Below are 21,403 nucleotides of genomic sequence, written 5' to 3' on the forward strand. Positions count from 1 at the left end.
GTTCATTTTCCTGTTAGATGCACCAAAATAGGAAAATGAACCCGAAATACCGTTATGACCGTCTTGTTGTGTGTCAGGACTTTACAAAAAGGACTTCTGAAAAACCGTTTTTCTCCAGTCCGGGTCCGGAAATCGTATAGCTGTTTGCAAGGTTTGATCGGGAACCTTTAAGGCATGTTGCGGACTGTTCACGATTTCCGGACCGTATGATAACCTCACTCAGGTTTTCAAACTGGTTAAAATCTATCATATGGTGAGCGGCGGTTCCTGCTTCTGAAGCATTTTCAGAACAGAAAGCAGAAGCGATCTGGTTGTCATTTTTCATGTCGCTGTATCCAGGAAACAGCGGATAAGTTACTTCTACAGGGCTATTTGTACCGCTTAAATTGATTTCGATCTCTGCAAGCGTGGTAATTGACCACATCGGATTACCCTCTTCATCAATCATGCTGTTTGAAATGAGCGTATCAAGATCCGAATCTGAAAGTTTCGCAAGTGCAGCGCTAATCTCATCCCTGGAAAAAGTAACAGGAATATCAAAACGATTCAGAAATGACGTAATCTCACCGGATGTAAGGCCGTTCTGATTGTAGGATGGCACAGCCTGAAAAGTAACGGCAGAGGCCGAATTCAGCGTTGTATCCGTGACGGCCAGTTCAAAGCTATTCAGTGTTGCATATATATCGTAGGGCAGGGCACCGAAAGAACTTTCAGACTGAAGCGATACGGCTTCAATTTTGGTCTGAAGGGTAACGGTTGTACCATCCTGAACGGATGCACCGGGTGTAAACGAAAAAACGGCGAAATCACTGTTCAGTTCAAGGCGGCTGTCTGCAAATACATCATCATTGCTGCTCATGAGCTGAACGCCGGGGACCGGCAGGCCGAATGTCCCCTCAAATTGAATTTGTGTATACTGAGCCCCATCGCTAAATCCCCCCTGGAATGCAATTCTCTCCGCATGGGGCTTCAGTAACACAAAAAGCATAAAGGCCGGAACAAGATATTTTGAGATAAACTTTTTCATAACAGGTTGTATTGATATCAGAGACTTTGTTTGAGTAACTGTTATCAATGTAGCCCTGCCAGACCCCGCAAACACTACCCGAACATGTGGTTGTTCATGTAGTGAAGCATTTACTGAAATGACATATAACCAATTTTATCAATTAGTTATAAAATTTAAGGCCTTTTTCGTGGATGAGAAAGATACGGGCTGGCGCAGTGCCTTTAGAAACCCCATTTGAGGGCTCAGGAACCCATCAAAGTGATGACGATCCGCCGTGAACCGCCTCTGTTGCGATGTTCACACAAATAGATACCCTGCCAGGTTCCCAGATTAAAACGTCCGTTGGTAACGGGTACTGTAACAGAGTGGCCCAGAATGGAGCTTTTCAGGTGGGACGTCATATCATCCGGGCCTTCCAGGGTATGTTCAAACAGTGAGGTGTCTTCGGGAACCATGCGGTTAAAGTGTGTTTCGAAGTCACGACGCACAGATGGATCTGCGTTTTCGTTAATGGTAAGCCCTGCACTGGTATGCTGAATGAAAATGTGTGCAACTCCATGCTGAATTTCCCTGATCTCGGGTAGGTGGTCCAGGATTTCTTCCGTGATCAAATGAAAACCTCTTGGCCGGGATTTAAGGGATATTTCTTTTTGGATCGTACTCATGGATTACCCGAACAGTCCGGATATGACTCCTCCGTCATGACTGATGGTTTGACCTGTTACATACCCGCTTTGGCCGGAAAGCAGCCAGACAGCCAGTGAGGCCAGCTCTTCGGCTTTACCCATCCTGCCGACGGGCACATTTTCTTCCATCTCTTTTTTTGCACGATCATACGAAATTCCGCGGACGCTGCTGTTGTTTTTAATGACGCGCTCAATTGCAGGGGTTTCATGAGATCCGGGTGCCAGTACATTGACAGTGACGCCGCTTTTTGCGATTTCAAGCGCCAGTGATTTGGCAAAACCCACCACGCCTGCACGGTAGGCATTGCTTAACACCAGTGAGGGGAGAGGCTGTTTAACCGACTGACTCTCAATAAAGAGCATTCTGCCGTATTCATTATCCCTGAAAACCGGGGCCAGGCGCAGTGCAAGGTCAATTTTCCAGCGCATTACAAGCTGCCAGGCCGAATCCCAGTCTTTCATGTCGGTCTGTAGGGGAGTTCCGGTTGGCGGTCCGCCCGCGTTAAAAACAATTCCGTGTGTTTTCAATGAAGCCACGGTCTTTTCAATCTTGTCGAGCGTTTCGCTGTAGATCAGGCTGCCTTCAATGATTTCCGTTTTATTTGCGAAGTGGCTGAACTTTTCATTCAGAAGTTGTCCGCGCCTCGCTACCAGAACAACATCCGCCCCCTCTGTGAGCAGCTGTCGGGCAATGGCTTCACCAAATCCGCTGCTGGCACCGCATACCACAAAGCGCTGATTATCCAGGTTCAAATTCATTGCGAGTGGATTTTGATGTGCATGATTTTCTGAAAATCAATTTTTTATGGAGATGAATCAGTCGGGACAATTGATGTAGCTGAACTCAATGTTTTGTCCGGAAGGAAGCGTCTGAATAACAGGCTTGTTGCTTTCGCTGTATTGGTAACTGAACTCAAAGGTTTGGTCGTTTTCAGTAAAGGATAAGATATTGTTCTCCGAAAAGAATCGGACATCCGGGAAATTGCTGCTTCCAAAAAAGGGCAGCCAAAGCTCTTTTTGAGGACTGCTCGACCCGTCGTAGGTGTACCTGCGGTCCTCCAGCTTTCGAAAGCCTGATGGATCTTCATCAGTGGCCCTGAACCGTTCATTTCGTACGATATTACCATCCGGCCCGGTGTGATAAAGCGAGTATCCGACGTAAAGTACGTCACCTGTACTGGCCTCGCGTGTCATGTCAATCCGTATCAAATCGTCTTCAGGATAGCTGAATTCATGGAAAAGGAGCACGCCGGACGATGTGAAGTAACGCGTAACAGTGGCCGGCCTGTCATTTTCCATTTCGATCGTCATAAAAGGAAATGGAGAGATAGAGTCTTGCTGATCGGTGACCTCAATTTTATTTTCGAAGTATTTGAATAAAAATGAACCTACAATTCGCGCTTCGCCCTCTTCCGGCCTGAACTCCTGCAGCACTCTGTAAATCCTGCCGCCGGAGATTGTCTGAAACTTAAGGCTGTTGAACGGATCGAACTGTATCTCTTCAAGAATACACTCGGTCTGCTTGTCTTCGTTAGATTCCAGGATGGAACAGGAACTGAACAATAGAAGCAAAAGTGCTGCTAGGGAAATTGACAGATATCTGAAAAACATAGGATGTCCGGTTTGATCATGCTCCGGTTATTCGGACGAAAGCATAGTATATAAATTATTGAAGAAAAATTAAGTGAAAATCATTCATCATGTATATCAGAGGCCTGTAGCATCGCATCGATATGCTTGTCGGGACAATCAATCTGCGATTATCAGATGAAAAATTTATTTATTCTTCCGCGTATTCAAGCAGGTCGCCGGGCTGGCAATCGAGAGCTTTGCAGATGGAGGCAAGTGTTTCAAAACGTACTCCTTTGGCCTTTCCGGTTTTCAGAAGTGAAAGGTTTGTTACCGAAATGCCCACTTCTTCAGCCAGCTCTTTGAGAAGCATTTTCCTCCGGGCCAGCATTACGTCTATTCGAACAATGATTTTCATATGATCATGTTGTTTTCTTCAAGAAGCATTTTTCCTTCACGAAACACTTCAGCCAATACCAGACAGGCCAGTGAGAACAGAAGGGGACCGGGAACGAGCCCTAGGGTAATCTGCATGCTGCCCCCGATATAGCTGAAGTTGATACCGCTTGCAATGAAGGCGATAAACCCCAGAAGTGACAAGTCGCGAAAGTGCTTTATGTTGCTGCCATAAAATGTTTTAACCTCATCAATCGATGTAAGGACCAACATTATTTTTCTGATTATCAGCACTGTAATTCCCAGGAAGAATAAGCTTCTGAATACGATCCAGCCGACCATAAAGCCGCTGAGTTCACTGAGGCTTACGGTATCCGTTGAATGGTCCGCAGTCATAAAATCGAAGCCGTTCAATCCGTATCCTGTTTCGACACCGGCTGAGACGCGTATACCCGAGAGCTGATCAGGTGCTATAAGCCAATAAAAAAAACCAATGACCAATAGAGCCATCAGTACGATGCATAGCCATTCAATCAATCGGCACGCGGTTTTGGAAAGACTGAGAATTCTGTTTTTTTCCATAAAAATTGAAGGTCTGAATGATTATTGAGTCATAAATCGTTGTATTAGTATAATAATTTTATGTAAAACATAAAAGTAATAGCATTTCACATAATCAGATTACGGTAAAACAGTAGCTCTGTTCAGCAAAGAACCGGTTCAGTTATACAGGTATCGGTGAGCGGATCAATCATGAGACCGCCGGTAAAGCGGCCGGAAAAAATGTTGATCTGTTTTAAAGCATGGCTAACGAGAGAAAGCAAAGGTAGAGAAGTACAGCCACGGGAATGCCAAGCCATTTTTCTTTCTTTGATCTGGAATTGGCATTCAAATAAGAGCTGATCAGAAAAAGGAACCCTAAGAAAGGGTATGCTTGCGGCAACAGCGGTCGGTTGGCTGCCTCAGTCCAAAGCAGCAGTAGAATAAAAACAAAGAGCAGGGATGAGAAGGCGCTGCCATAGCGGAGTTTATCAGGCAGAATTTTATACTCACCGCCCCATGCAAAATGTCCGAGCGGTAAGCCAAGAAACAGCAAGAGCTGAAAAAGAGCCATGAAGCCGGAGAGGATCAGAGCGAGGATGGTAAGCATACCCGTTAGATGAAAGTGTCGCGTATAATCAGAATCCGCTACCAGGTTTGATTCATTAAATATCACGGCGCAATCCGTACTTCCCATGTTGAATGAACTCGAGAAATAAAGGCTGTCAGAGTCAGTTCCGGTTTGGTTGTCAACATTCAGCAGGTTGGCTGTTTCAAGCGTGCTAAAAACATAATCTTTCGACTGCCCTTCGCTAAACATGGAGCAAAGAATTTCAATCTCTTTTTCGGCCTCAATCCAGTAAATGAGTCCGGCACTGGAGGCCAGCAGAAAAATTGTGAATAGCAGATTTTTTAAAAGAAGATTCATGATATAATATTATGAATTTGCTTCAATCAGTGCACGTACATCACCACCGGATAGAAGCGAGATATTATGGGATATTTTTTCAACCGGCCAGTCCCACCAGCTCATTTCCAGCAGGTGTTCAATTGTGTCATCATCAAATCGTTTTCGGAGGGTACGTGCAGGATTACCGCCCACAATGGCATAGGGTTCCACATTCCTGGTAACGGTGGCGTTGGTTGCGATAACTGCACCATCCCCGATCTGAACTCCGGGCATGATAGTGGCATTGTGCCCAATCCACACATCGTTTCCGATTACGGTATCCCCCTTATATGGGTACTCTTTTCCATCCATGGCACTTTCCCAGCCGTTTGCAAAAATGGCAAACGGATATGCGGAGATCGCTTCGGTAAGGTGATTGCCGCCGTTCATGATAAAGCTGGCACCGGAGGCTATCATACAGAATTTGCCGATGATGAGTTTATCGCCGATAAAATCGAAGTGGTATTTTACGTTTTTCTCAAAATTTCGAACATCCTCGAAATCATCGTAATAGGTGTAGTCACCCACGATGATATTGGGGTTTGTAACAAGATTTTTCAGAAAGCAAAGCTTATCGTGATCAGCCAGGGGGTAGAGGGTGTTTTTATCAGGACCTTTCATAAACTTTTGTGAGGTAGTATGACTTTTTATCACCCTGTTGAGGGATCAAAAAAACGATTAATAATAAGGTGTAAAATTTATAGATGCTTATGGAATGTGCCGTTAATCAGTTGCCGGCCGTATTCCGTAGATCAGTAAGTACCCGATCATCCAGAATTCGCCGATGGTTGCGGGAACCGTTAACAGCCTGGTAAATGATGTTTCAAAACCCGAATAATTTAAAAAGGTACTTGAAAGATACCCAATACTGCCGATGATAAGAGTCCATCCCAGCCAGACCGGCATCCTTTTTGAGCTAATGATGATATAGCCCATCGGAATAAGCCAGAGTCCAAAGAAAATGCTGCCAACACCCCAGGCATTGGAACCCAAACCTGTTAATAGTTCAGTTAACATTACCTGATTCACCGGTTCCATTGCAGATTGTGCAATTGAAATTGCTGAACTCATAGAAATGGCACTGATCATAATGGCTGCGGAATTGACCATTCCCCAGATACCAAGCGTCCAAGCAGCCCATTCATTCACAGATCTGAATAATTTATAAAACCAAACGGCGGTTAGCGCCTGGGAAATAACAATTACAAATTCCAGGAGTAACCGGGTTCTGGCTAGTCCTTCATGGTTAATTAAATTTGTCAAAGTCATTTGAGGATCATTGGCAATAAATACTTGCGGATGAACAATCATGAACCCCGAAATGCCTGATACTGCCAATATTAAATACCAGAAACCAGTAGTTCTGGCGGTGTTAAAAAGCGGATTATTGTTATTGCTCATGGAATCGATTTCATTTTATAGCAAAAACCGGTGACTGCTTTACGCATATTTCATCGAAAGGTTAGTCAATACGGGTCTTTTCTTTTTTGGATTGTTTTTGACGCATCCTCCTCAGTAACCAATAATCTATACCTAGCTTACCCGAACCGAGAATCAGCGAATACCCCGCTACGAAAACAAACACGCCAAACGTTGTATATGATGTGAAGGGGATAATTCCGTTAACTATCAACCCTTCCGATAATGTCCAGAGAATAGACAATGCGGTAAGTCTCGTGTTGAAACCCGCTAACATCATTCCGCCCATTGTCAATAAACCCAGCGAATCAAACCACTTCAACAAGCCGGTATCCAGCCATTCAATATCTTCGAGACTGGTGAAGTTCTGCTGCAGAGTTTCATGGTACACTTCCGGCGGCAGCCCCATATCAATATGCCAGATACCGCTTAAGATCATGAGTCCAATGATGACCCTTGGAACAGCGATAGCGGCATTCTTCCACAATGACTCAATTTTTATCGGAGTAAATAACTTTCTGACCAACCGAATCAGTTTGCCTGAGATTTGCAGAAAATGATTTATGATATCATCAGAGGTTAACCGGCACCGTGTTTCATTTTTCATCAGAAAGGAGAATTGAGTGATGAATACAGGGGTGAAAAGCTGGTGCTCACCCCTGGAACGTTTTCACAACTTAGTAGAAGTTGAATCCGACTCCGGCAAATACCATCCCGGCATCATAGTGGGTGTCATTTGTATGCATCCTGCCTGCCTGTATCGTACCTTGCAGATCGATTGTAAATTTTCCCTTCCGGTAGATTTCATAACCGCTGCTGATCATGAACGCGGTTCCCAAATTCAGGCTGTCCTGATCATGATCATTTTCGTAGAATGCCACGGTGTCAAGACCAAGGCCGATACCGCCGTTGATCCACCATTTCGGAAGTACCCAATGCTGAATTGAAGGAACAATGGCATCGAAACTTCTGTCCACACCTTCCGATTCATAAGCCATTCCGGGTAAGCTTAACAGCACCGCGGTGTTTGACCTGATCATCCAGCCTATTTTTAAGTTCGGCCATGAAAATTTTCCGTCCTCGTATACCGCCGGCGCCGCATCACCTTCTATGGAGAGGTACCCGGCTCCGGCACTGAGTCCGATTACGAATCCTTTCCGCGTTGGTTCTGATTCATTGTTTTGTGCAACTGCTTGCACGCTTGCCAATATCATGATGAGAAGAGGTATTATTTGTTTCATATCTGAATGTTTTTATTTATTTGTGATTTTGTTTGAGGGTTGCATTCTGGTTAAAAAAGTGCTGTAGCCGGTGTGAACCGTATCTGGGAGCCATATTGTCCTGTCCCAGGCCGGTAAGCATAAATTCCACGGGGCCATAAGTTTTCGCTGATGTAAATATTCTGAATCCGGCAATGATCGCTCTTCTTGTCCAGTCGGGCAGGTAGCTAATTTTTGGTTCTTTTCCCAAGGCTGTAAAAGCCATCTCAGCAATTTCATTATGTGTTAGAATGTCCGGTCCACCCACCGTGATTTCTTTGGATTTTTCAGAGATAGATCGAACACATATTTCGGCGAGGTCGGCGCCATGGATGGGATTCAATTTGTATTCACCATTCCCGAAGAGATAGATCTTTCCTCTTCTTGCCATCATCAGCACCTCTTTCATATCCGAGTAGAAGCCATTGGGTCGAATAATGGTATAATCCAGCCCGGATTCTTTCAGCTCATCCACAAATTTTTCTTTTGCAGACGTTAGGGCAAGGTGACGATGTGTACTCCCGTTTATGACTGAGATGTAAATAAACTTTCGAACCTGTGACCTCTGGGCCTCGCGTAAGAGGTTCATATTGGCACGGTAATCAACATCCATGTATGAGAGGCCGTCTCTCTGGCGAGTGATACCCACGGTGGAAATTACCGTATCAACTTCCTTGGCCAATCCCGTCAATGTTTCTGGGCGGGTTACGTCTGCTATGGCTACCTGAACGCTTTCTGAATTCACGTCATCGATGCCAGGCAGACGTCTTGTCAGCGCAATGGTCGGGATTCCCCATAAAGTCAATTCTTTGAGAATATGTTTTCCAAGGTACCCTGTGGCACCTGCCAGTAAAATAGTTTCCATGACGCAGTGTCTTTTTAAGATTCTGGCTCAAAGATGAGAACACCGCCGCCGCGCATCGTCCGGAATTATGAAACCGTACCTTTTAGTGAGATTCCGGACCTTTGGCTTGTTAAGGTAGCAGGGTAAAAAAACAATCAACCGCCGTTTATGGGGATAGAAAACCGTGTGTCAATCCATTGGTGAAACAATCACTATGTGAATTTTTGAAACCGCAAAACGTATAGAATCTCAACCCGGTTCACAGAGATAAAGAATTCCGGGCATTGGAATCCTTTCCGGACAGTAAGCAGTAAGATTAAATCTGTAGGAAAGTGAAGTATCTCTTTCATATAATATCCAGGTGAGTTTGAGAACAGATCCTCACCAGATTAGAGAGCGATTTATGTAACCGGTTTTTTTGACTGAATATACATCGTCGCTGAAATACAAGAACCCTTTCAAAATGAATAGCACAACCTGAAAAATTTGCAACACGGATCAGTTATATACAGGGCGTATAATTTTGGCATTATGAAGGTTCGAAACGGGATAAATCTAAACGGCAAATGACGGTATAATTTATCTGCTACGGAAAACGATATGGATAATGTGAGAATGTCGGCATTGGTGTCAGAACAGCTTCCACTTACGGAAGAGGAAGCGGCAGCCATTGATGAATGCATACCGATCAGACGGTTCAGTAAAGGCACGCTATTATTACGTGAAGGTCAAATCGCTACAGACAGCTACTTCAACCTGCAGGGTTGTGTACGACACTATTATCTCATTGACGGAGAGGAGAAAACAACGGCTTTTTATACCGAGGGTGAATCCATAGCCTCCCTGAGCAGCTACATCAACAAGACTCCTGCAAATCATTACCTGGAATGTGTGGAAGAGTGTACCCTTGCGGTATTGAATTACGATAAAGAACAGGAACTCTATGGGCGTGTGGAAGGATTTGAAAGCCTCTGCAGGGCCTCAGTAGAGGAGGATCTGGGCAAACAGCAGCAGTTGCTCGCACAGTATATCACCAAAAGCCCGGAAGACCGCTACCTTGATCTGCTCAAAAACAGGCCCGATCTGATGCAGCGTGTTCCGCAATATCATCTGGCAAGCTATATCGGTGTGAAGCCGGAATCGCTGAGCCGGATCCGGAAGAGGATTGCAGAGAGAAAATAAAGTCACCGATCATGATTCGGTCAGCTTAAAAGGATGAGATGCCTGTATTGCATAGAAGCTGTTATAACACAGATTCCGGGTTTGAATAACGGCTTAAAGCTGATTTTAAAGTCAGGTTGACTGCTCATTCAACTTGATATTCAGTTTCAAGATCTCTCAGGTCTGCACTGCTCATTCTACTGGGTCAAAACTGATTTGTGAGTGGGCGGATCTCTACCCCCGGCAATGAAATCGTTTATTCATAGCCGAATTATAAGTAAACCCCGCCAACATTGAGAGTGAGATTAAAACTAACTTGACAATTAGTAAAACAAACTTTACTATTTGTAAAGCTAAATTACCAGAGTGTGGTGATTAAGCTGATTATTGGAAATGTCGTCAAGAAAAGTACGTACCCGTTTAATTCCTGAGATCAAATATCCGGTTTTAAGTGTGGAACGGTCACTCCACGGACTCATTTTCCAGGACATAACGAATAACATTTTAAATAAGACCTCATGAATAACTTAGTAAAAGCGTTGGCTACCGTCGTTTTTGTTGTTTTTTGTGGTTTCTCAGATACACAGGCGCAAAGTTTTACAGGTGAATGGTATGGAGCCATGGATGTACAGGGCATGAAGCTTGACATAGTATTTCACATTGATGAATCTGAAGGTGGGTATACGGCTACCTTTGACAGTCCGCTGCAGGGGGCATTCGGAATTCCGTTTACCAGTACTGCTGTTGATGGGGCTAATATTTCCCTTAAACTTGAAAATATCGGTGCATCCTTTGATGGAGTGCTGGCTGATGAACTCATTTCAGGCTTGTGGAAACAGTCTGGAAGTGAATTTGAGCTGGTGTTATCAAAGGGAAAAGCGGAGAGCAGCAGACCCAACAGGCCTCAGGAGCCGACCAGGCCCTATCCGTACAAAGAAGAAGAGATCCGTTTTACCAACGTAAACGATCAGATAGAGTTGGCGGGAACGTTAACGATGCCTCATGGTGGAGGGAATTTTCCGGCGGTTATTCTGATCTCCGGAAGCGGCCCACAGGACCGGGATGAGACCTTTATGACACATAAACCATTTCTTGTGTTTGCAGATCACTTAACCAGAAACGGAATAGCTGTTTTGAGATTCGATGACCGGGGGTTTGGAGAATCGGAAGGGGATCACTCAATAGCTACATCCCTGGATTTTGCTTCCGATGTTGAGGCTGCTTTTCAATACCTGCAAGCCAGGCCGGAAATCAATAAAAAGCACATTGGCTTAGCCGGCCACAGCGAAGGAGGGCTGATCGCCCCGATTACAGCATCACAAAATGAAGAGGTTGCTTTCATCATTTTACTGGCAGGACCCGGTATAAACGGGCTTGAGATACAGAAGCAGCAGATTGAAAGTTTTGGACCTGGAATGGGGCTGACTGATGAACAGATTACAATTGAAAAAAGAAATGTTGAAGAAATAGCGGAAATAGTAAGAACGCATGAACCAGGTGAACAACTGACCCTTGCCTTAACTCAATTTTTTGAGGAAAAGCTTGGCGATATGGAACAGGTTCAGGGGATTCCCAGAGAGCAATACATTCAGGCCCAGATATCGCAGCTAAACAGGCCGTGGTTCAAATATTTTATCAATCATGAACCATCTGACTACCTGCAGCATGTCAGGGTACCCATTCTTGCCATCAATGGAGAAAAAGACATTCAGGTCACGGCGGATAATCTTGCGGCCATTGAGCAGTCTGTTATGGACAAAGAACTCATAACCATAAAGGAGTATCCGGGCATGAATCACCTCTTTCAGGAATGTACCAGCTGCATGATGAGCGAGTACGCGCAGATCGAGGAAACGATATCGCCTTTGGTTTTGACAGATATTACAGATTGGATACAAAACGTGATAACCCGGGAAAATAAATAACGTGTAATGTTCTGATCTTAAATCCGTGGTTTTATCTCACACATGCGCACATATGACCAAAGTATGAGGAATGGATCAGAATATTGCGTACCAAGTGTTGACTTGCCAGCGGTTCCAATTTCACGGTTGGGTTTCGGCGGGTGGATTCATTCACGCTTCCGGATCGGTTACATGTTCCTTTTAGCTTTTCTGATACACCCGTACCCAATCCACAACCATTTGCTGCGGGAATACGGTGGTGTCATCGGGCCGGCCGGCCCATGTTCCACCCACAGCGATGTTTAGCAGCAGAAAAAACTCTTCGTGAAATTCAGACAGTTCATCCGGGGTGATATCTGCGGTGGCGTATTCATTTCCATCGACCAGCCAGGTGATCTGATCTTCATCCCATATTAATTCGAATATGTGGAAATCATCCGCAAATGTTCCGGTTTCCAATTCATAATCGACAGCACCCATTTGGGTATGGGATCCGGATGCATCCGCATAATGTATATTTGCCTCAACAACCGAATTGCTCTTGGTTCCATAGAGCTCCAGGATATCAATTTCGCCGCTTTGCGGCCAGGGGGTATCTCCGCCGTTTTCATCGATATTGGCCCCGAGCATCCAGAAGGCGGGCCAGATGCCTTCACCGTAGGGAAGTTTTATCCGGGCTGCAATTTTTCCGTATTTGAAGGTTACTTTGTTTGCCGTATTCAGCCTGGCAGAGGTGTATTGATTCATGCCGTGGTCATCACTTTCATGAATAGCCTCAATAACCAGTTTCCCATCATCAACATAGGCATTTTCACTGTTATCCGTGTATCGCTGCCACTCTTCATTGAATCGTCCGGCGCGTACTACCTGACGGTTCCAGCTGCTTTCGTCCAGGCTTTCGCCCTCAAACTCATCGCCCCAAAACAGTTCCCAGTCCGAACCGGGGTCGTAGGTGTCATCTGGTGAATTATTGCTGCTATTTTGATTGTTCTGGCAGGAAGATGCTGTCATGATAAGTGTGACCAGGATTAATAGATGAAATATATGGCTACTCATAAGAGGGGGATTTAGTTGTGTATGAAATGCAGTACGGTATGGAGATTTTAGTTACCAAGCTTGAATGGTGCTGGTAGAACCACCCCCGGCCCCTCCTTTCAAAGGAGGGGAGGTTCATTAGTAATTATATTTACGTAAGAAATTAATGATCAATCGGAGGCATACTCGTGTTTTACCCAGTCCACTTCCATCACCCATTCACCTTCCATCGGGTTATCGGTGATTTTGGCGTAGTTCAGAATTGCAAACATGGGCTCAGGGTAATTGTCTCCCTGACCTTCGTTGCGATAGATCTCCTCGCCATTCAGGCGATACACCAGGTCGCTGCCTTCCCACTCCACGGAGTATTCGTGGTATTCGTTTAAATCAGCGGGAAAGTTCGCCCGCAGGCTCCACCAGTCACCCTGATCGCATTCACCCAGGCTTTTGATGGCTCCGGTCGTAAACTCATTGTCAAGATGGTCGCCGTGATGCTCAAAAATATCAATTTCCCCGGAACCTGTAAGCGGCCAGCAGACGTCTTCATTATCTTCCTGTACCGGTGGTTCATTGTTTCGCGCACCCAGTATCCACCATGCCGGAAACTGACTGGGCTCACCGTTACTCCAAAGCCGTAACCGTGCCGTCCATTTCCCCTTTACAAACTCCTGGCGGTTTTTGGAAGCAATACGGCCGGCAACATACTCCGTATCAGGGTGTTGATTGCCGAATTTGTCCATGTTATCGCAGGGGATCTTTTCGCCGATATTGATCACTTTCAGTTTAAGGGTTCCATCGCTGACTTCACGGGTTCCGTACTGGCCATCGGGTACGTAGCACTGGGCTTCGTTATTCACCCATATTCGCTGGTCCTGCCAGTTGTCGGGATTGAATGTGTCAAAATCATCAAAGAAATCAACCGTCCACCGGTCGGCAGTTTCAGGACTTTCTTCTGGCTTGTTATTGCAGCCTGTAAGTAGAGATAGAAGAACGATAAGGAGGGGGACAAGTATCTGTTTCATGTGCAGCGATGGTTGAATTTGTAAAAATTGTCAGATTATATACCCAATGTGATTGGATATCCGGATGGTCGATAACCTGTTTACATCTGCACAATCTAAGAGATTAGTTCAGAATATGCACGGAAAGACGTGCGGTCTGGATAAAGAGTAACCGGATTCTTCATCCGAAACGATCTGGATCCGGAGTTGAGAGATAAAATTTATGGGTTTACGTATCTCTAAGGCTGTTTCAGGATCAGCGACTGCACTGTTTGAAATATTTAACCGGTAGTTGTATCTGTCCTGCATAATGACTGGATAGAAGTAATAACTGCAGGTCGGGATCAAATCTGCCGGGCTCTATGCAAAGCCCGGCAGGCTGAATTCGGAAATGTTTAATTCTGAAATGCCCTTCAGATACTGCTTACTTTCTGTTCCCATACTCCCGTTTCAGCAGCGGCAGCGGCAAAGTCAGAGAAGTCTGTGGCTTTTCTTCCCAACACGCGTTCCACATCATGACTCACGATCTGATTGTCCGGATTGCCCAATACCTCCCTGAAAAGATATTCAAAGAGCCAGATGTAGTCTGGTGGGAGCCCGGCTGCTTTTAATCCCGCAGTATATTCATCCAATGATATCGGACGATAGTTGATATTGCTGCCGGTTGCTTTGGAGATCTCACTAACAACATCAGCGAAAGTAAGCTTCCGCGGGCCGGTTACTTCATATGTTTTTCCATTGTGTTGATCATCGGTGAGGGCAGCGGTAACCACATCCGCGATATCACCGGTGTCCACAAACGGGATCTTAACATCCGGCATCGGCAGTGCTACGTCTCCGGATAGGATGGGATCCACAAAGAAACTCTCGCTGAAGTTCTGGCTAAACCACGAAGCACGAACCAGGGTATAATCCATGCCGGAATTTGCTATCAGCTTTTCGCAGCGCTCCGCTTCTTTTTCTCCTTTTCCGGACAATAAAACAGCTTTTTGAACACCTACGGATGTTGCTATATCGATCAGTTTCTGGATAGCCTCATAAGCTCCGGGCACGGCCAGATCAGGATAGAATACGATATACATCCGATCGATATCTTTAAGCACCTCACCCCAGTTGGATGGATCCTCCCATTCGAAAGAAGGATTACTTTTTCTGGATGCAATGCGGACATTTCGTCCCGTTTCTTTCAGGTTCTTAACTACTTTTCGTCCGGTTTTTCCGGTTCCGCCAATAACGAGGTATTTGTTTTCCATGAGTCTAAGTTTATAGATTGGTTGATTATTGAATGGGTACTCTTTTATGAATGGATGAACGCAGTAAATAGAAGCAGCATGAAGGAAATCACTGCAAAAGCAGTGCGAATCAAGTGCAGGCGGTTCCAGGGTTTCTCGTACTCGTGCCTCTTGGCAGAGATCTCTTTATCGCTAAGTTTACTCAGCTCAACGGTGTCTAATGCATCATTCAGAGGTACATTTCCGGTACCGGTGACAATCACTGTCCCGGCTCCATAGATCAGTACTGAAGACAGGATGAGCCAGAAGGCAGTTGCCGCATCCCTGTAAAGATATGCGCACAAGAGTTGAATGACGACCGGACCCAGAAAGATCAGCATGAAAGGCGGGTTGATTATCGCACGATTGATTTTCTGCATCGTTTCGATGTAAACAGTATCCGTTACACGTTTTGTACCGGGAATTACCGAAACCTGCCATGCGAAGAAGAGTCCTGCAGATAATCCGGTCAGTATGATGGCTGTATATAAAGCTGCAAATTGAAAGTTGAAGTCCATTTTTCCTCCGTTTTTGGTTCAGAAGAAATATGGGCGCAGAAAAACGGCAAGACTTGACAGTACCTGCCAAATTTTTTGCAGATTTCGCCAAAAGTGCAGAATCAGGACAGGTTTCGGTACTCCAGGGGAGCTTTGCCTGTCCAGCGCTTAAAGGCGCGGTTGAAGGCACTCTGTTCAGAGAATCCGGTTTGAAAGGCAACCTCACTGACAGATTCAGAACTGTTTTTAAGAAGGTTGATACTGACTTTCTGCTGCGTATCCTGTACCAGCTGCCGGTAGGTGGTGCCTTTTTCCGAGAGACGACGGCTGAATGTGCGTGTACTCATCCCAAGGTGTCTCCCGATATCCGCTGCAAAGGGAATTCCGCTGGGTAAAGCATCCCTTATCAGATTCTGGGCATCCTTGATGAGCTTATCTGCGGCAACTTCAATGCCATCCGCTTTTTCTTTCAGCCGCTCTATCATGAACCGGTTAATACTTTCATCCGCCTTTACAGTACGAGTGTCCAGGTCCTCAGATTTGAAAACCAGCCGATTATAATCCTGCTCAAAGTGCACTTCACAGCCGAAAAAATCTTCATAACGTCCGATTTCATCCGGTCTGCCGTGAGCAAATGATACGCTTAGTGGACGGATGTCTGCACCGGTAATTTTATGGATCACAGTGAGAGTAGCTACGATGGAGGACTCATTTGAGATCTCAATCCCCCTTCGGACAGCATCCCTGTAAATGGTAATGTTGCCGGTTTCGCCTTCACCCGTAACTTTATAAATTTGAGTATCGGTCATCAGAATAAAGAAACGTTCGCACCTTTTGAACATGTCACGGGGTGAGAGGCATGTTTTCCAGGCAAGGCCCAGCACATCGAAATCATCCAGTACCATCAATTGTCCTACACGGACGGAAAATGCGGGTTCCAGGTGCTCGTCAATGATTTCATAAAGTTCAAAAAAGACGTCGGTTGGTGCATACTTGGAATCATGCTGAAGGATTTCACGAATTCCCAGATGCGAAACAGCATCATAAGGCAGGCCTTCTTTTTCCGCCAGGTCTGCAACCTTTTTGAATATGCTTTTTAGGACAAAACTCATTCTTATCTGTGAAATAGTTCTCCGTTTCTGTTTTTGAGAAAGTGATTAATATCGTGATTGCAGCGAAAAAGGACTGCATTTGATATCTGAAGCTTTCAGATTCCGGTCAGTGCCGCACTCCTTTAATCACCAGCCAAAGCATGAGGGTTACCTCGCCTATTCCGGCAGACAAACCAACAATGAGACCCAATGTGCTTTTCATTTCCGGAAAAAAGATAAAACCGAATGATTCAATCAGATATCCGAACGCGGCAGCTGCGAGTAATATCCCCAATACTTTTGGGAACAGGTCTGATTGATACAGAAGGTAACCGAGCAGCAGACAGTGAATTCCGAAAAAAGCTCCTGCTATCAGGTACCCCATGTTATGCAGTTCCATAAAAAAGAGCGAAAATTCCTGAAGCTGGGAAGGGTTGAACGATGCTGCAAATCCGTCCGACTCCAGCACTTTTAGAGCAGCAAAGTGATTCAGCAGGTTCAGGCTTCCGATGGCGGGGTGGGCGATCAGCCGGAAAGCCGCGGCTGTCATCGCCAGTCCCTTTCCTACCGGTTTGAGGAGCAGATAGAGCAAAACGGAGACTCCTGCATCGCAGATGAATGCGATCAGGTCGGTCATGAGCCCCGCATTGAACAGGTTTGTGTTTTCCAGAATATTCCGCGCGGTTGCCGCAGCATCTCCGCTGACGATCACCACTTCTCGCACAGCCCCCTGGCTGAAGCCCGCACAAACAATGATGATCAGGTATAATACCCCGGAGATGCGGGCGAGTTTCTTTGTATTCACAGAATCCATAAAATTTTGGGTTGTTTTGACTGAAGAAAATATTGATCAGATGGTTATGACGACGTTTCCTGCTTTATGTCCCTGTGAAACGTAATCAAAGGCGTCATGGATGTCATCGAGGGGAAAATCCCTGTCAATAACAGCTGTGAGACGGTGGTTCTTGAACAGATCTGCGATCATTCGCAGGTCTTCGGCCTTCTCCTCACTCTTTCGCATGCCGGTAAAGGCAAGTATACTTTTTTGGTTGCCCCGGGTCGTTCTCAGCATATCAAATACGGAACGGAGGCTCAGAACGGTAGTCAGATAGGTGCCATCCGCTCTTAGAAGATGCCGGGTTGAACTGATCGAATATTTGCCGACGGTATCAAAGATAATATCAAACTGGTCGCTTACGTCACTAAGAGGTGTTTTCCGGTAGTCAATAATATGATCGGCGCCCAGTGATTTCACCAGCAGGGCATTTTTGGAACTGGTAACACCGGTGACCTCTGCGCCGTAATATTTTGCCAGCTGTACCGCATATGTTCCCACGCTTCCGGAAGCTCCGATAATTAATACACGGTCGCCCTTTTTAATTTTCCCATGATCGCGCAGGAAGGGCAGAGCCGTCAGTGAACCGTACGTAACAGCTGCGGCCTCCTTAAAGGGGAGGTAGTCAGGTTTATGCACTACTGGATCCTGATCCGAAACAAGTACGTACTCTGCATGAGCACCATAGCGGGTACCGCTGTCGGCGATTACCTCGTCACCCTTTTTAAATGCTGTGACTTTTTCACCTGTTTTTTCTACCACTCCCGAAAGTTCGGTACCCAGTATCTTTATCTTCGGCTTGAAGATTCCTGTGGCCATTCGGGGAAAGAATTCATTTCCGGACCTGAAAAGTGCATCCACTGCGGTTACGGTTGTTGCCTTTACCCTAATCAGGATGTCATGTTCTTTTGGTTCAGGAGTATCGGTATCACCCACAACAACGGATTCGTGGACTCCGTAGGTTCTGAACAGTGCAGCTTTCATAGATATCCTCAGATGTTGAAGTGATGGTTTCGTGTTCGGCTGCAGTTTACGTCCAGTGCCACCGGGAATTCATTGACTTACGTCAATAAGTGAAATATTTTTGAAAAAAGTCTGACTATTTCAGATCAGGCGGACCAAATAACGGGTAGTCTCAATGCCGGTGGTCAGGTCAAAATGATACAAGTTCGATGCGGACTGTTATACGGAATAATGAAGGGCCCGATTAGGAAATACTTCATCGTACACACTTCAAGAGGGAACAAACGGAAGATGAGCTGCAGGGAGGGGCATAGCCATCTAAAGGTATAGTTGCCCGGTTTTGGATCCGTTCGCTGTCATGTTCATGTGATCCGCAGGCTTGGATGGATATCACACGTTCACTTTACTCAGTTGTACTGAAAGACATCCTCCAGCCCCAAATCAAATACCCTTGCGATTTTGAAAGCCAGCTCCAGGGAGGGTGAGTATTTGGCCGCTTCAAGGGCATTGATGGTCTGACGTGTAACACCCACTTTATTTGCCAGTTCTGCCTGGGTCATCTCATTGGCGTGGAACCGCAGAGAACGGATCTTATTTGTGATTTTCTTATCTCCCATGAGTCAGGTTTACATTTTTCTGTAAAAATAGATCTGGGTGCCTCTGTTGACGATCGAAGAGATCAGAACGATATAAACCAATATATGAACAAGCGATACGGTTCCGTATATAAACGATTCGAACCCAATCAATTCCTCAATCATCAGCTGGAACAATACGGATATGATGGCAACGGAAAGAAAAAGATAAGCATTTCTGAAACCTTTGCCGGCTATCCGTTCATCCCGTTCGTCTTTATCGACTTCATGTTTATTTTTGAGTATGCCGATTACAACTTCAACAATCAGGACGAAAAGGAAAATTTTGAAGAACAGAGACGATAGCTGGCTTTCAACTTCAGACCAGTTTTCCGGCAGCCCGAAAGCATAGAGCCCGTAAATGATAAGAATAGACACTGAAGACAGAATGGAAGTCCAGGCGTAAATTTCTTGTTTAGACATAGCATGTGAAGTTTAATTGAGAGTCAGCTATTTTTTACGTGATGTAAAAAAAATGTTACATGCTTTTGGAAAAAAATGCTGAATACATAAAAAACAGTACTAAAGTCTGCTTTTAAGCCATTTACGGGGGGATAAACCGGTTTTCTTTTTGAAGTAATCATTGAATGCCGACTTAGAATTGAATCCGCTTTCAAAAGCAAGGCCAAGCAGGGTGTAATTCCCGTTAGCGGGATCTGTCGCTTTCTCCTTAAACTGTTCGAGGCGAAAGCTGTTGATGTAGTCATTAAAATTCATATAAAAATGATCATTCAACAGCCAGGAAAGCTTGTTGGGATGCAAATTTATAGTATCCGCAACATCCCTTAATGAAAGACTTGCATTGAGGTATGCTTTATCTTCCTTCATCAGCAGATGTAATTTCTTGCTGGCTGCAGCAATTTCATCCGCTGATAACAGTTGTAATGGATTTTTTATTTTCAACGGGGTTTCAGTCTCATCGTCTACATTGGGTAGCTTCTCTTTTTTGAATATGCTGTCGGTAAGAACCTTAAACTCTTTACGTGCATGCAGCGGCTGCAGAAGCGGCAATGATTTAAAGTTCATGAATTGGCCCCGCTTTGCCTTTACTGCATCGTCAAGAATCCTCATGGCCTCTTCATGGTTTCCGGCCTGGGTTTCGAGAATCAAGTTCCAGGGTAAAAGGTCAACATGACCCTCACCATTACGAAGAATATTTGCAGGTGAATCGACGTGCGAACCTGATTTTGACTTGTGAATGAGATCATATAACAGAAGTGCGGCCTCGGGCTGATCAACTTTGGAAGCTTTATCAAGGAAAGACTCCAGTTCGGTTTTTCTTTTCAACTGGATATAACACAGGATAATTTTCTCAATAGCATGTGTAAAGTGCGGATCGATTCTGTAGGCAGCTAACAGGCTGCTGAGAGCTTTCTCGTAATCCTCCTGAAGATAGAAGATATTTGCGATTGTAAAGTGGTGGTTGGGTGAAAGAGGGTCGATTTGAAGGATATTCTTTGCATGATGTTCAGCCCTCTCAAAATCACCTATTGCCGTACATAATTCCGCAACGCCTTCCTCAGATTCCGTGTAGGATGGATTTGCCTCGATGGCTTTCGAGTAGAAATCATATCCCTTTTTAAAATCCCAGCGTCCCCAGAAGTGGAGGGTTGCCAAACCGTAATAGCCCAGGAAAGAGTTACTGTCAATTTCAAAACCTTTGTTAAGGTATTGCTCGGCCAAATCTATCATCTCCGGACTCCCGCTCCAGGAACCATACATGGTGTACGTAAATCCCAGACCAAAGTATGGCCAGGAAAACTCGGGGGCGGTTTTTATACATTTTTCATACAGGGTAACTGCTGTGCGGATGCCTGCTCCGTCCCATTTAAGGTGGTGGTAACGTGCCTTCAGGTAGAGATTGTAAGCATAAATATTCTCCGTTGGAGCCTGAATAAGATGATCATTGATCTCAAAATGTCCGAAATTCTCCCTGATTTGCTCCGCGATTGTGATACTGATTTCATCCTGGAGCGCAAAAATATCTTTCAGCTCCCTGTCAAATTTTCCGGACCAAATCTGGAAACCATTATCTGTACGAACCAGTTGAGCACTGATTCTGACTCTGCCGCCAGATTTACGGATGCTGCCTTCCAGTACAGTAGCAACCCCAAGTTCATTCCCTATATGGCGAATGTCCATCTGTCTGTTTTTAAATGAAAAAGATGAGGTTCTGGAAGAGACCTTCAATTCTTTGATACCACTCAACGCATTGATCACGTCCTCTGTTACTCCATCGCTGAAGTATTCATTATCCGGGTCGGAGCTCAAATTCAAAAAGGGCAGAACTGCAATGGAGGACTCATTCATAATCTCGTATCTAACAGGTAAAGCACAAT

24 protein-coding genes are annotated in these 21,403 nt (G+C 45.2%); 2 read left to right on the forward strand and 22 right to left on the reverse strand.

Translation table 11 applies throughout. From position 1 onward, the window contains the following. Positions 1-73: 73 nt before the first annotated feature. The 12 genes from DDZ15_RS03660 to DDZ15_RS03715 form a co-directional block, all read right to left on the reverse strand. Positions 74-1,027: a hypothetical protein gene (locus tag DDZ15_RS03660; protein ID WP_109644997.1), complete on the reverse strand. Its 954-nt coding sequence runs from the start codon at positions 1,025-1,027 to the stop codon at positions 74-76. A gap of 224 nt (positions 1,028-1,251) precedes the next feature. Further along, the gene (locus DDZ15_RS03665) at positions 1,252-1,674 is read right to left on the reverse strand and encodes a secondary thiamine-phosphate synthase enzyme YjbQ (RefSeq protein WP_109644999.1); all 423 of its coding nucleotides are present in this window, start codon (positions 1,672-1,674) and stop codon (positions 1,252-1,254) included. A 3-nt stretch (positions 1,675-1,677) separates the two neighbouring features. Continuing rightward, entirely contained in the window at positions 1,678-2,454 is a 777-nt protein-coding gene (locus DDZ15_RS03670; RefSeq protein WP_109645001.1) for an SDR family oxidoreductase, read from the reverse strand. Positions 2,455-2,511: 57 nt separating this feature from the next. Continuing rightward, positions 2,512-3,306, reverse strand: coding sequence for a hypothetical protein (locus DDZ15_RS03675; RefSeq protein ID WP_109645003.1), 795 nt, complete (start codon positions 3,304-3,306; stop codon positions 2,512-2,514). 169 nt (positions 3,307-3,475) lie between these two features. Further along, positions 3,476-3,682 (reverse strand): helix-turn-helix domain-containing protein, encoded by a 207-nt coding sequence (locus DDZ15_RS03680; protein WP_109645005.1) that lies wholly within the window; start codon positions 3,680-3,682, stop codon positions 3,476-3,478. Then, positions 3,679-4,242: a DUF2975 domain-containing protein gene (locus DDZ15_RS03685; protein ID WP_109645007.1), complete on the reverse strand. Its 564-nt coding sequence runs from the start codon at positions 4,240-4,242 to the stop codon at positions 3,679-3,681. Before DDZ15_RS03685 ends, DDZ15_RS03680 begins: the two co-directional genes overlap by 4 nt. A gap of 214 nt (positions 4,243-4,456) precedes the next feature. Then, complete coding sequence (locus tag DDZ15_RS03690) at positions 4,457-5,128, reverse strand: hypothetical protein (RefSeq protein WP_109645009.1); 672 nt, start codon at positions 5,126-5,128, stop codon at positions 4,457-4,459. Positions 5,129-5,137: 9 nt separating this feature from the next. Continuing rightward, positions 5,138-5,770, reverse strand: coding sequence for a CatB-related O-acetyltransferase (locus DDZ15_RS03695; protein ID WP_109645011.1), 633 nt, complete (start codon positions 5,768-5,770; stop codon positions 5,138-5,140). A gap of 102 nt (positions 5,771-5,872) precedes the next feature. Then, positions 5,873-6,550, reverse strand: a complete 678-nt coding sequence (locus DDZ15_RS03700) for a DUF4386 domain-containing protein (RefSeq protein WP_109645013.1) — start codon at positions 6,548-6,550, stop codon at positions 5,873-5,875. Between the two features lie 61 nt (positions 6,551-6,611). Next, entirely contained in the window at positions 6,612-7,175 is a 564-nt protein-coding gene (locus DDZ15_RS03705; protein WP_109645015.1) for a hypothetical protein, read from the reverse strand. A gap of 70 nt (positions 7,176-7,245) precedes the next feature. Beyond that, on the reverse strand, positions 7,246-7,809 hold the full coding sequence (locus tag DDZ15_RS03710) for a hypothetical protein (protein WP_109645017.1): 564 nt from the start codon (positions 7,807-7,809) through the stop codon (positions 7,246-7,248). 16 nt (positions 7,810-7,825) lie between these two features. Beyond that, positions 7,826-8,692 carry an SDR family oxidoreductase gene (locus tag DDZ15_RS03715; RefSeq protein WP_109645019.1) on the reverse strand — a complete coding sequence of 289 codons (867 nt, stop codon included), beginning with the start codon at positions 8,690-8,692 and terminating at the stop codon, positions 7,826-7,828. Between the two features lie 579 nt (positions 8,693-9,271). On the opposite strand from DDZ15_RS03715, the gene DDZ15_RS03720 reads away from it, so the two are divergent. Next, positions 9,272-9,853 (forward strand): Crp/Fnr family transcriptional regulator, encoded by a 582-nt coding sequence (locus DDZ15_RS03720; protein WP_242978868.1) that lies wholly within the window; start codon positions 9,272-9,274, stop codon positions 9,851-9,853. A gap of 497 nt (positions 9,854-10,350) precedes the next feature. Continuing rightward, entirely contained in the window at positions 10,351-11,757 is a 1,407-nt protein-coding gene (locus DDZ15_RS03725) for an alpha/beta hydrolase family protein (RefSeq protein ID WP_109645023.1), read from the forward strand. A 180-nt stretch (positions 11,758-11,937) separates the two neighbouring features. On the opposite strand, the gene DDZ15_RS03730 is transcribed toward DDZ15_RS03725, so the two are convergent. The 10 genes from DDZ15_RS03730 to DDZ15_RS03775 form a co-directional block, all read right to left on the reverse strand. Then, positions 11,938-12,792 carry a glycoside hydrolase family 16 protein gene (locus tag DDZ15_RS03730; RefSeq protein ID WP_109645025.1) on the reverse strand — a complete coding sequence of 285 codons (855 nt, stop codon included), beginning with the start codon at positions 12,790-12,792 and terminating at the stop codon, positions 11,938-11,940. A gap of 149 nt (positions 12,793-12,941) precedes the next feature. Continuing rightward, positions 12,942-13,793, reverse strand: a complete 852-nt coding sequence (locus DDZ15_RS03735; RefSeq protein ID WP_109645028.1) for a glycoside hydrolase family 16 protein — start codon at positions 13,791-13,793, stop codon at positions 12,942-12,944. Between the two features lie 392 nt (positions 13,794-14,185). Continuing rightward, on the reverse strand, positions 14,186-15,025 hold the full coding sequence (locus DDZ15_RS03740) for an NmrA family NAD(P)-binding protein (RefSeq protein ID WP_109645030.1): 840 nt from the start codon (positions 15,023-15,025) through the stop codon (positions 14,186-14,188). Between the two features lie 44 nt (positions 15,026-15,069). Then, complete coding sequence (locus DDZ15_RS03745; RefSeq protein ID WP_109645032.1) at positions 15,070-15,561, reverse strand: anthrone oxygenase family protein; 492 nt, start codon at positions 15,559-15,561, stop codon at positions 15,070-15,072. Positions 15,562-15,662: 101 nt separating this feature from the next. After that, positions 15,663-16,652, reverse strand: coding sequence for an AraC family transcriptional regulator (locus DDZ15_RS03750; RefSeq protein WP_109645034.1), 990 nt, complete (start codon positions 16,650-16,652; stop codon positions 15,663-15,665). Positions 16,653-16,758: 106 nt separating this feature from the next. Beyond that, positions 16,759-17,445 carry a DUF4386 domain-containing protein gene (locus tag DDZ15_RS03755; protein WP_109645036.1) on the reverse strand — a complete coding sequence of 229 codons (687 nt, stop codon included), beginning with the start codon at positions 17,443-17,445 and terminating at the stop codon, positions 16,759-16,761. 36 nt (positions 17,446-17,481) lie between these two features. After that, positions 17,482-18,450, reverse strand: a complete 969-nt coding sequence (locus DDZ15_RS03760; RefSeq protein WP_109645039.1) for an NAD(P)-dependent alcohol dehydrogenase — start codon at positions 18,448-18,450, stop codon at positions 17,482-17,484. 386 nt (positions 18,451-18,836) lie between these two features. Continuing rightward, on the reverse strand, positions 18,837-19,046 hold the full coding sequence (locus tag DDZ15_RS03765; RefSeq protein WP_109645041.1) for a helix-turn-helix transcriptional regulator: 210 nt from the start codon (positions 19,044-19,046) through the stop codon (positions 18,837-18,839). Positions 19,047-19,055: 9 nt separating this feature from the next. After that, the gene (locus DDZ15_RS03770) at positions 19,056-19,487 is read right to left on the reverse strand and encodes a DUF2178 domain-containing protein (RefSeq protein ID WP_109645042.1); all 432 of its coding nucleotides are present in this window, start codon (positions 19,485-19,487) and stop codon (positions 19,056-19,058) included. Between the two features lie 99 nt (positions 19,488-19,586). Next, positions 19,587-21,374 carry a helix-turn-helix domain-containing protein gene (locus tag DDZ15_RS03775; protein ID WP_109645044.1) on the reverse strand — a complete coding sequence of 596 codons (1,788 nt, stop codon included), beginning with the start codon at positions 21,372-21,374 and terminating at the stop codon, positions 19,587-19,589. Positions 21,375-21,403: the final 29 nt, after the last annotated feature.

It is taken from the genome of Rhodohalobacter mucosus (assembly GCF_003150675.1).
Classification (GTDB): Bacteria; Bacteroidota; Rhodothermia; order Balneolales; family Balneolaceae; genus Rhodohalobacter; species Rhodohalobacter mucosus.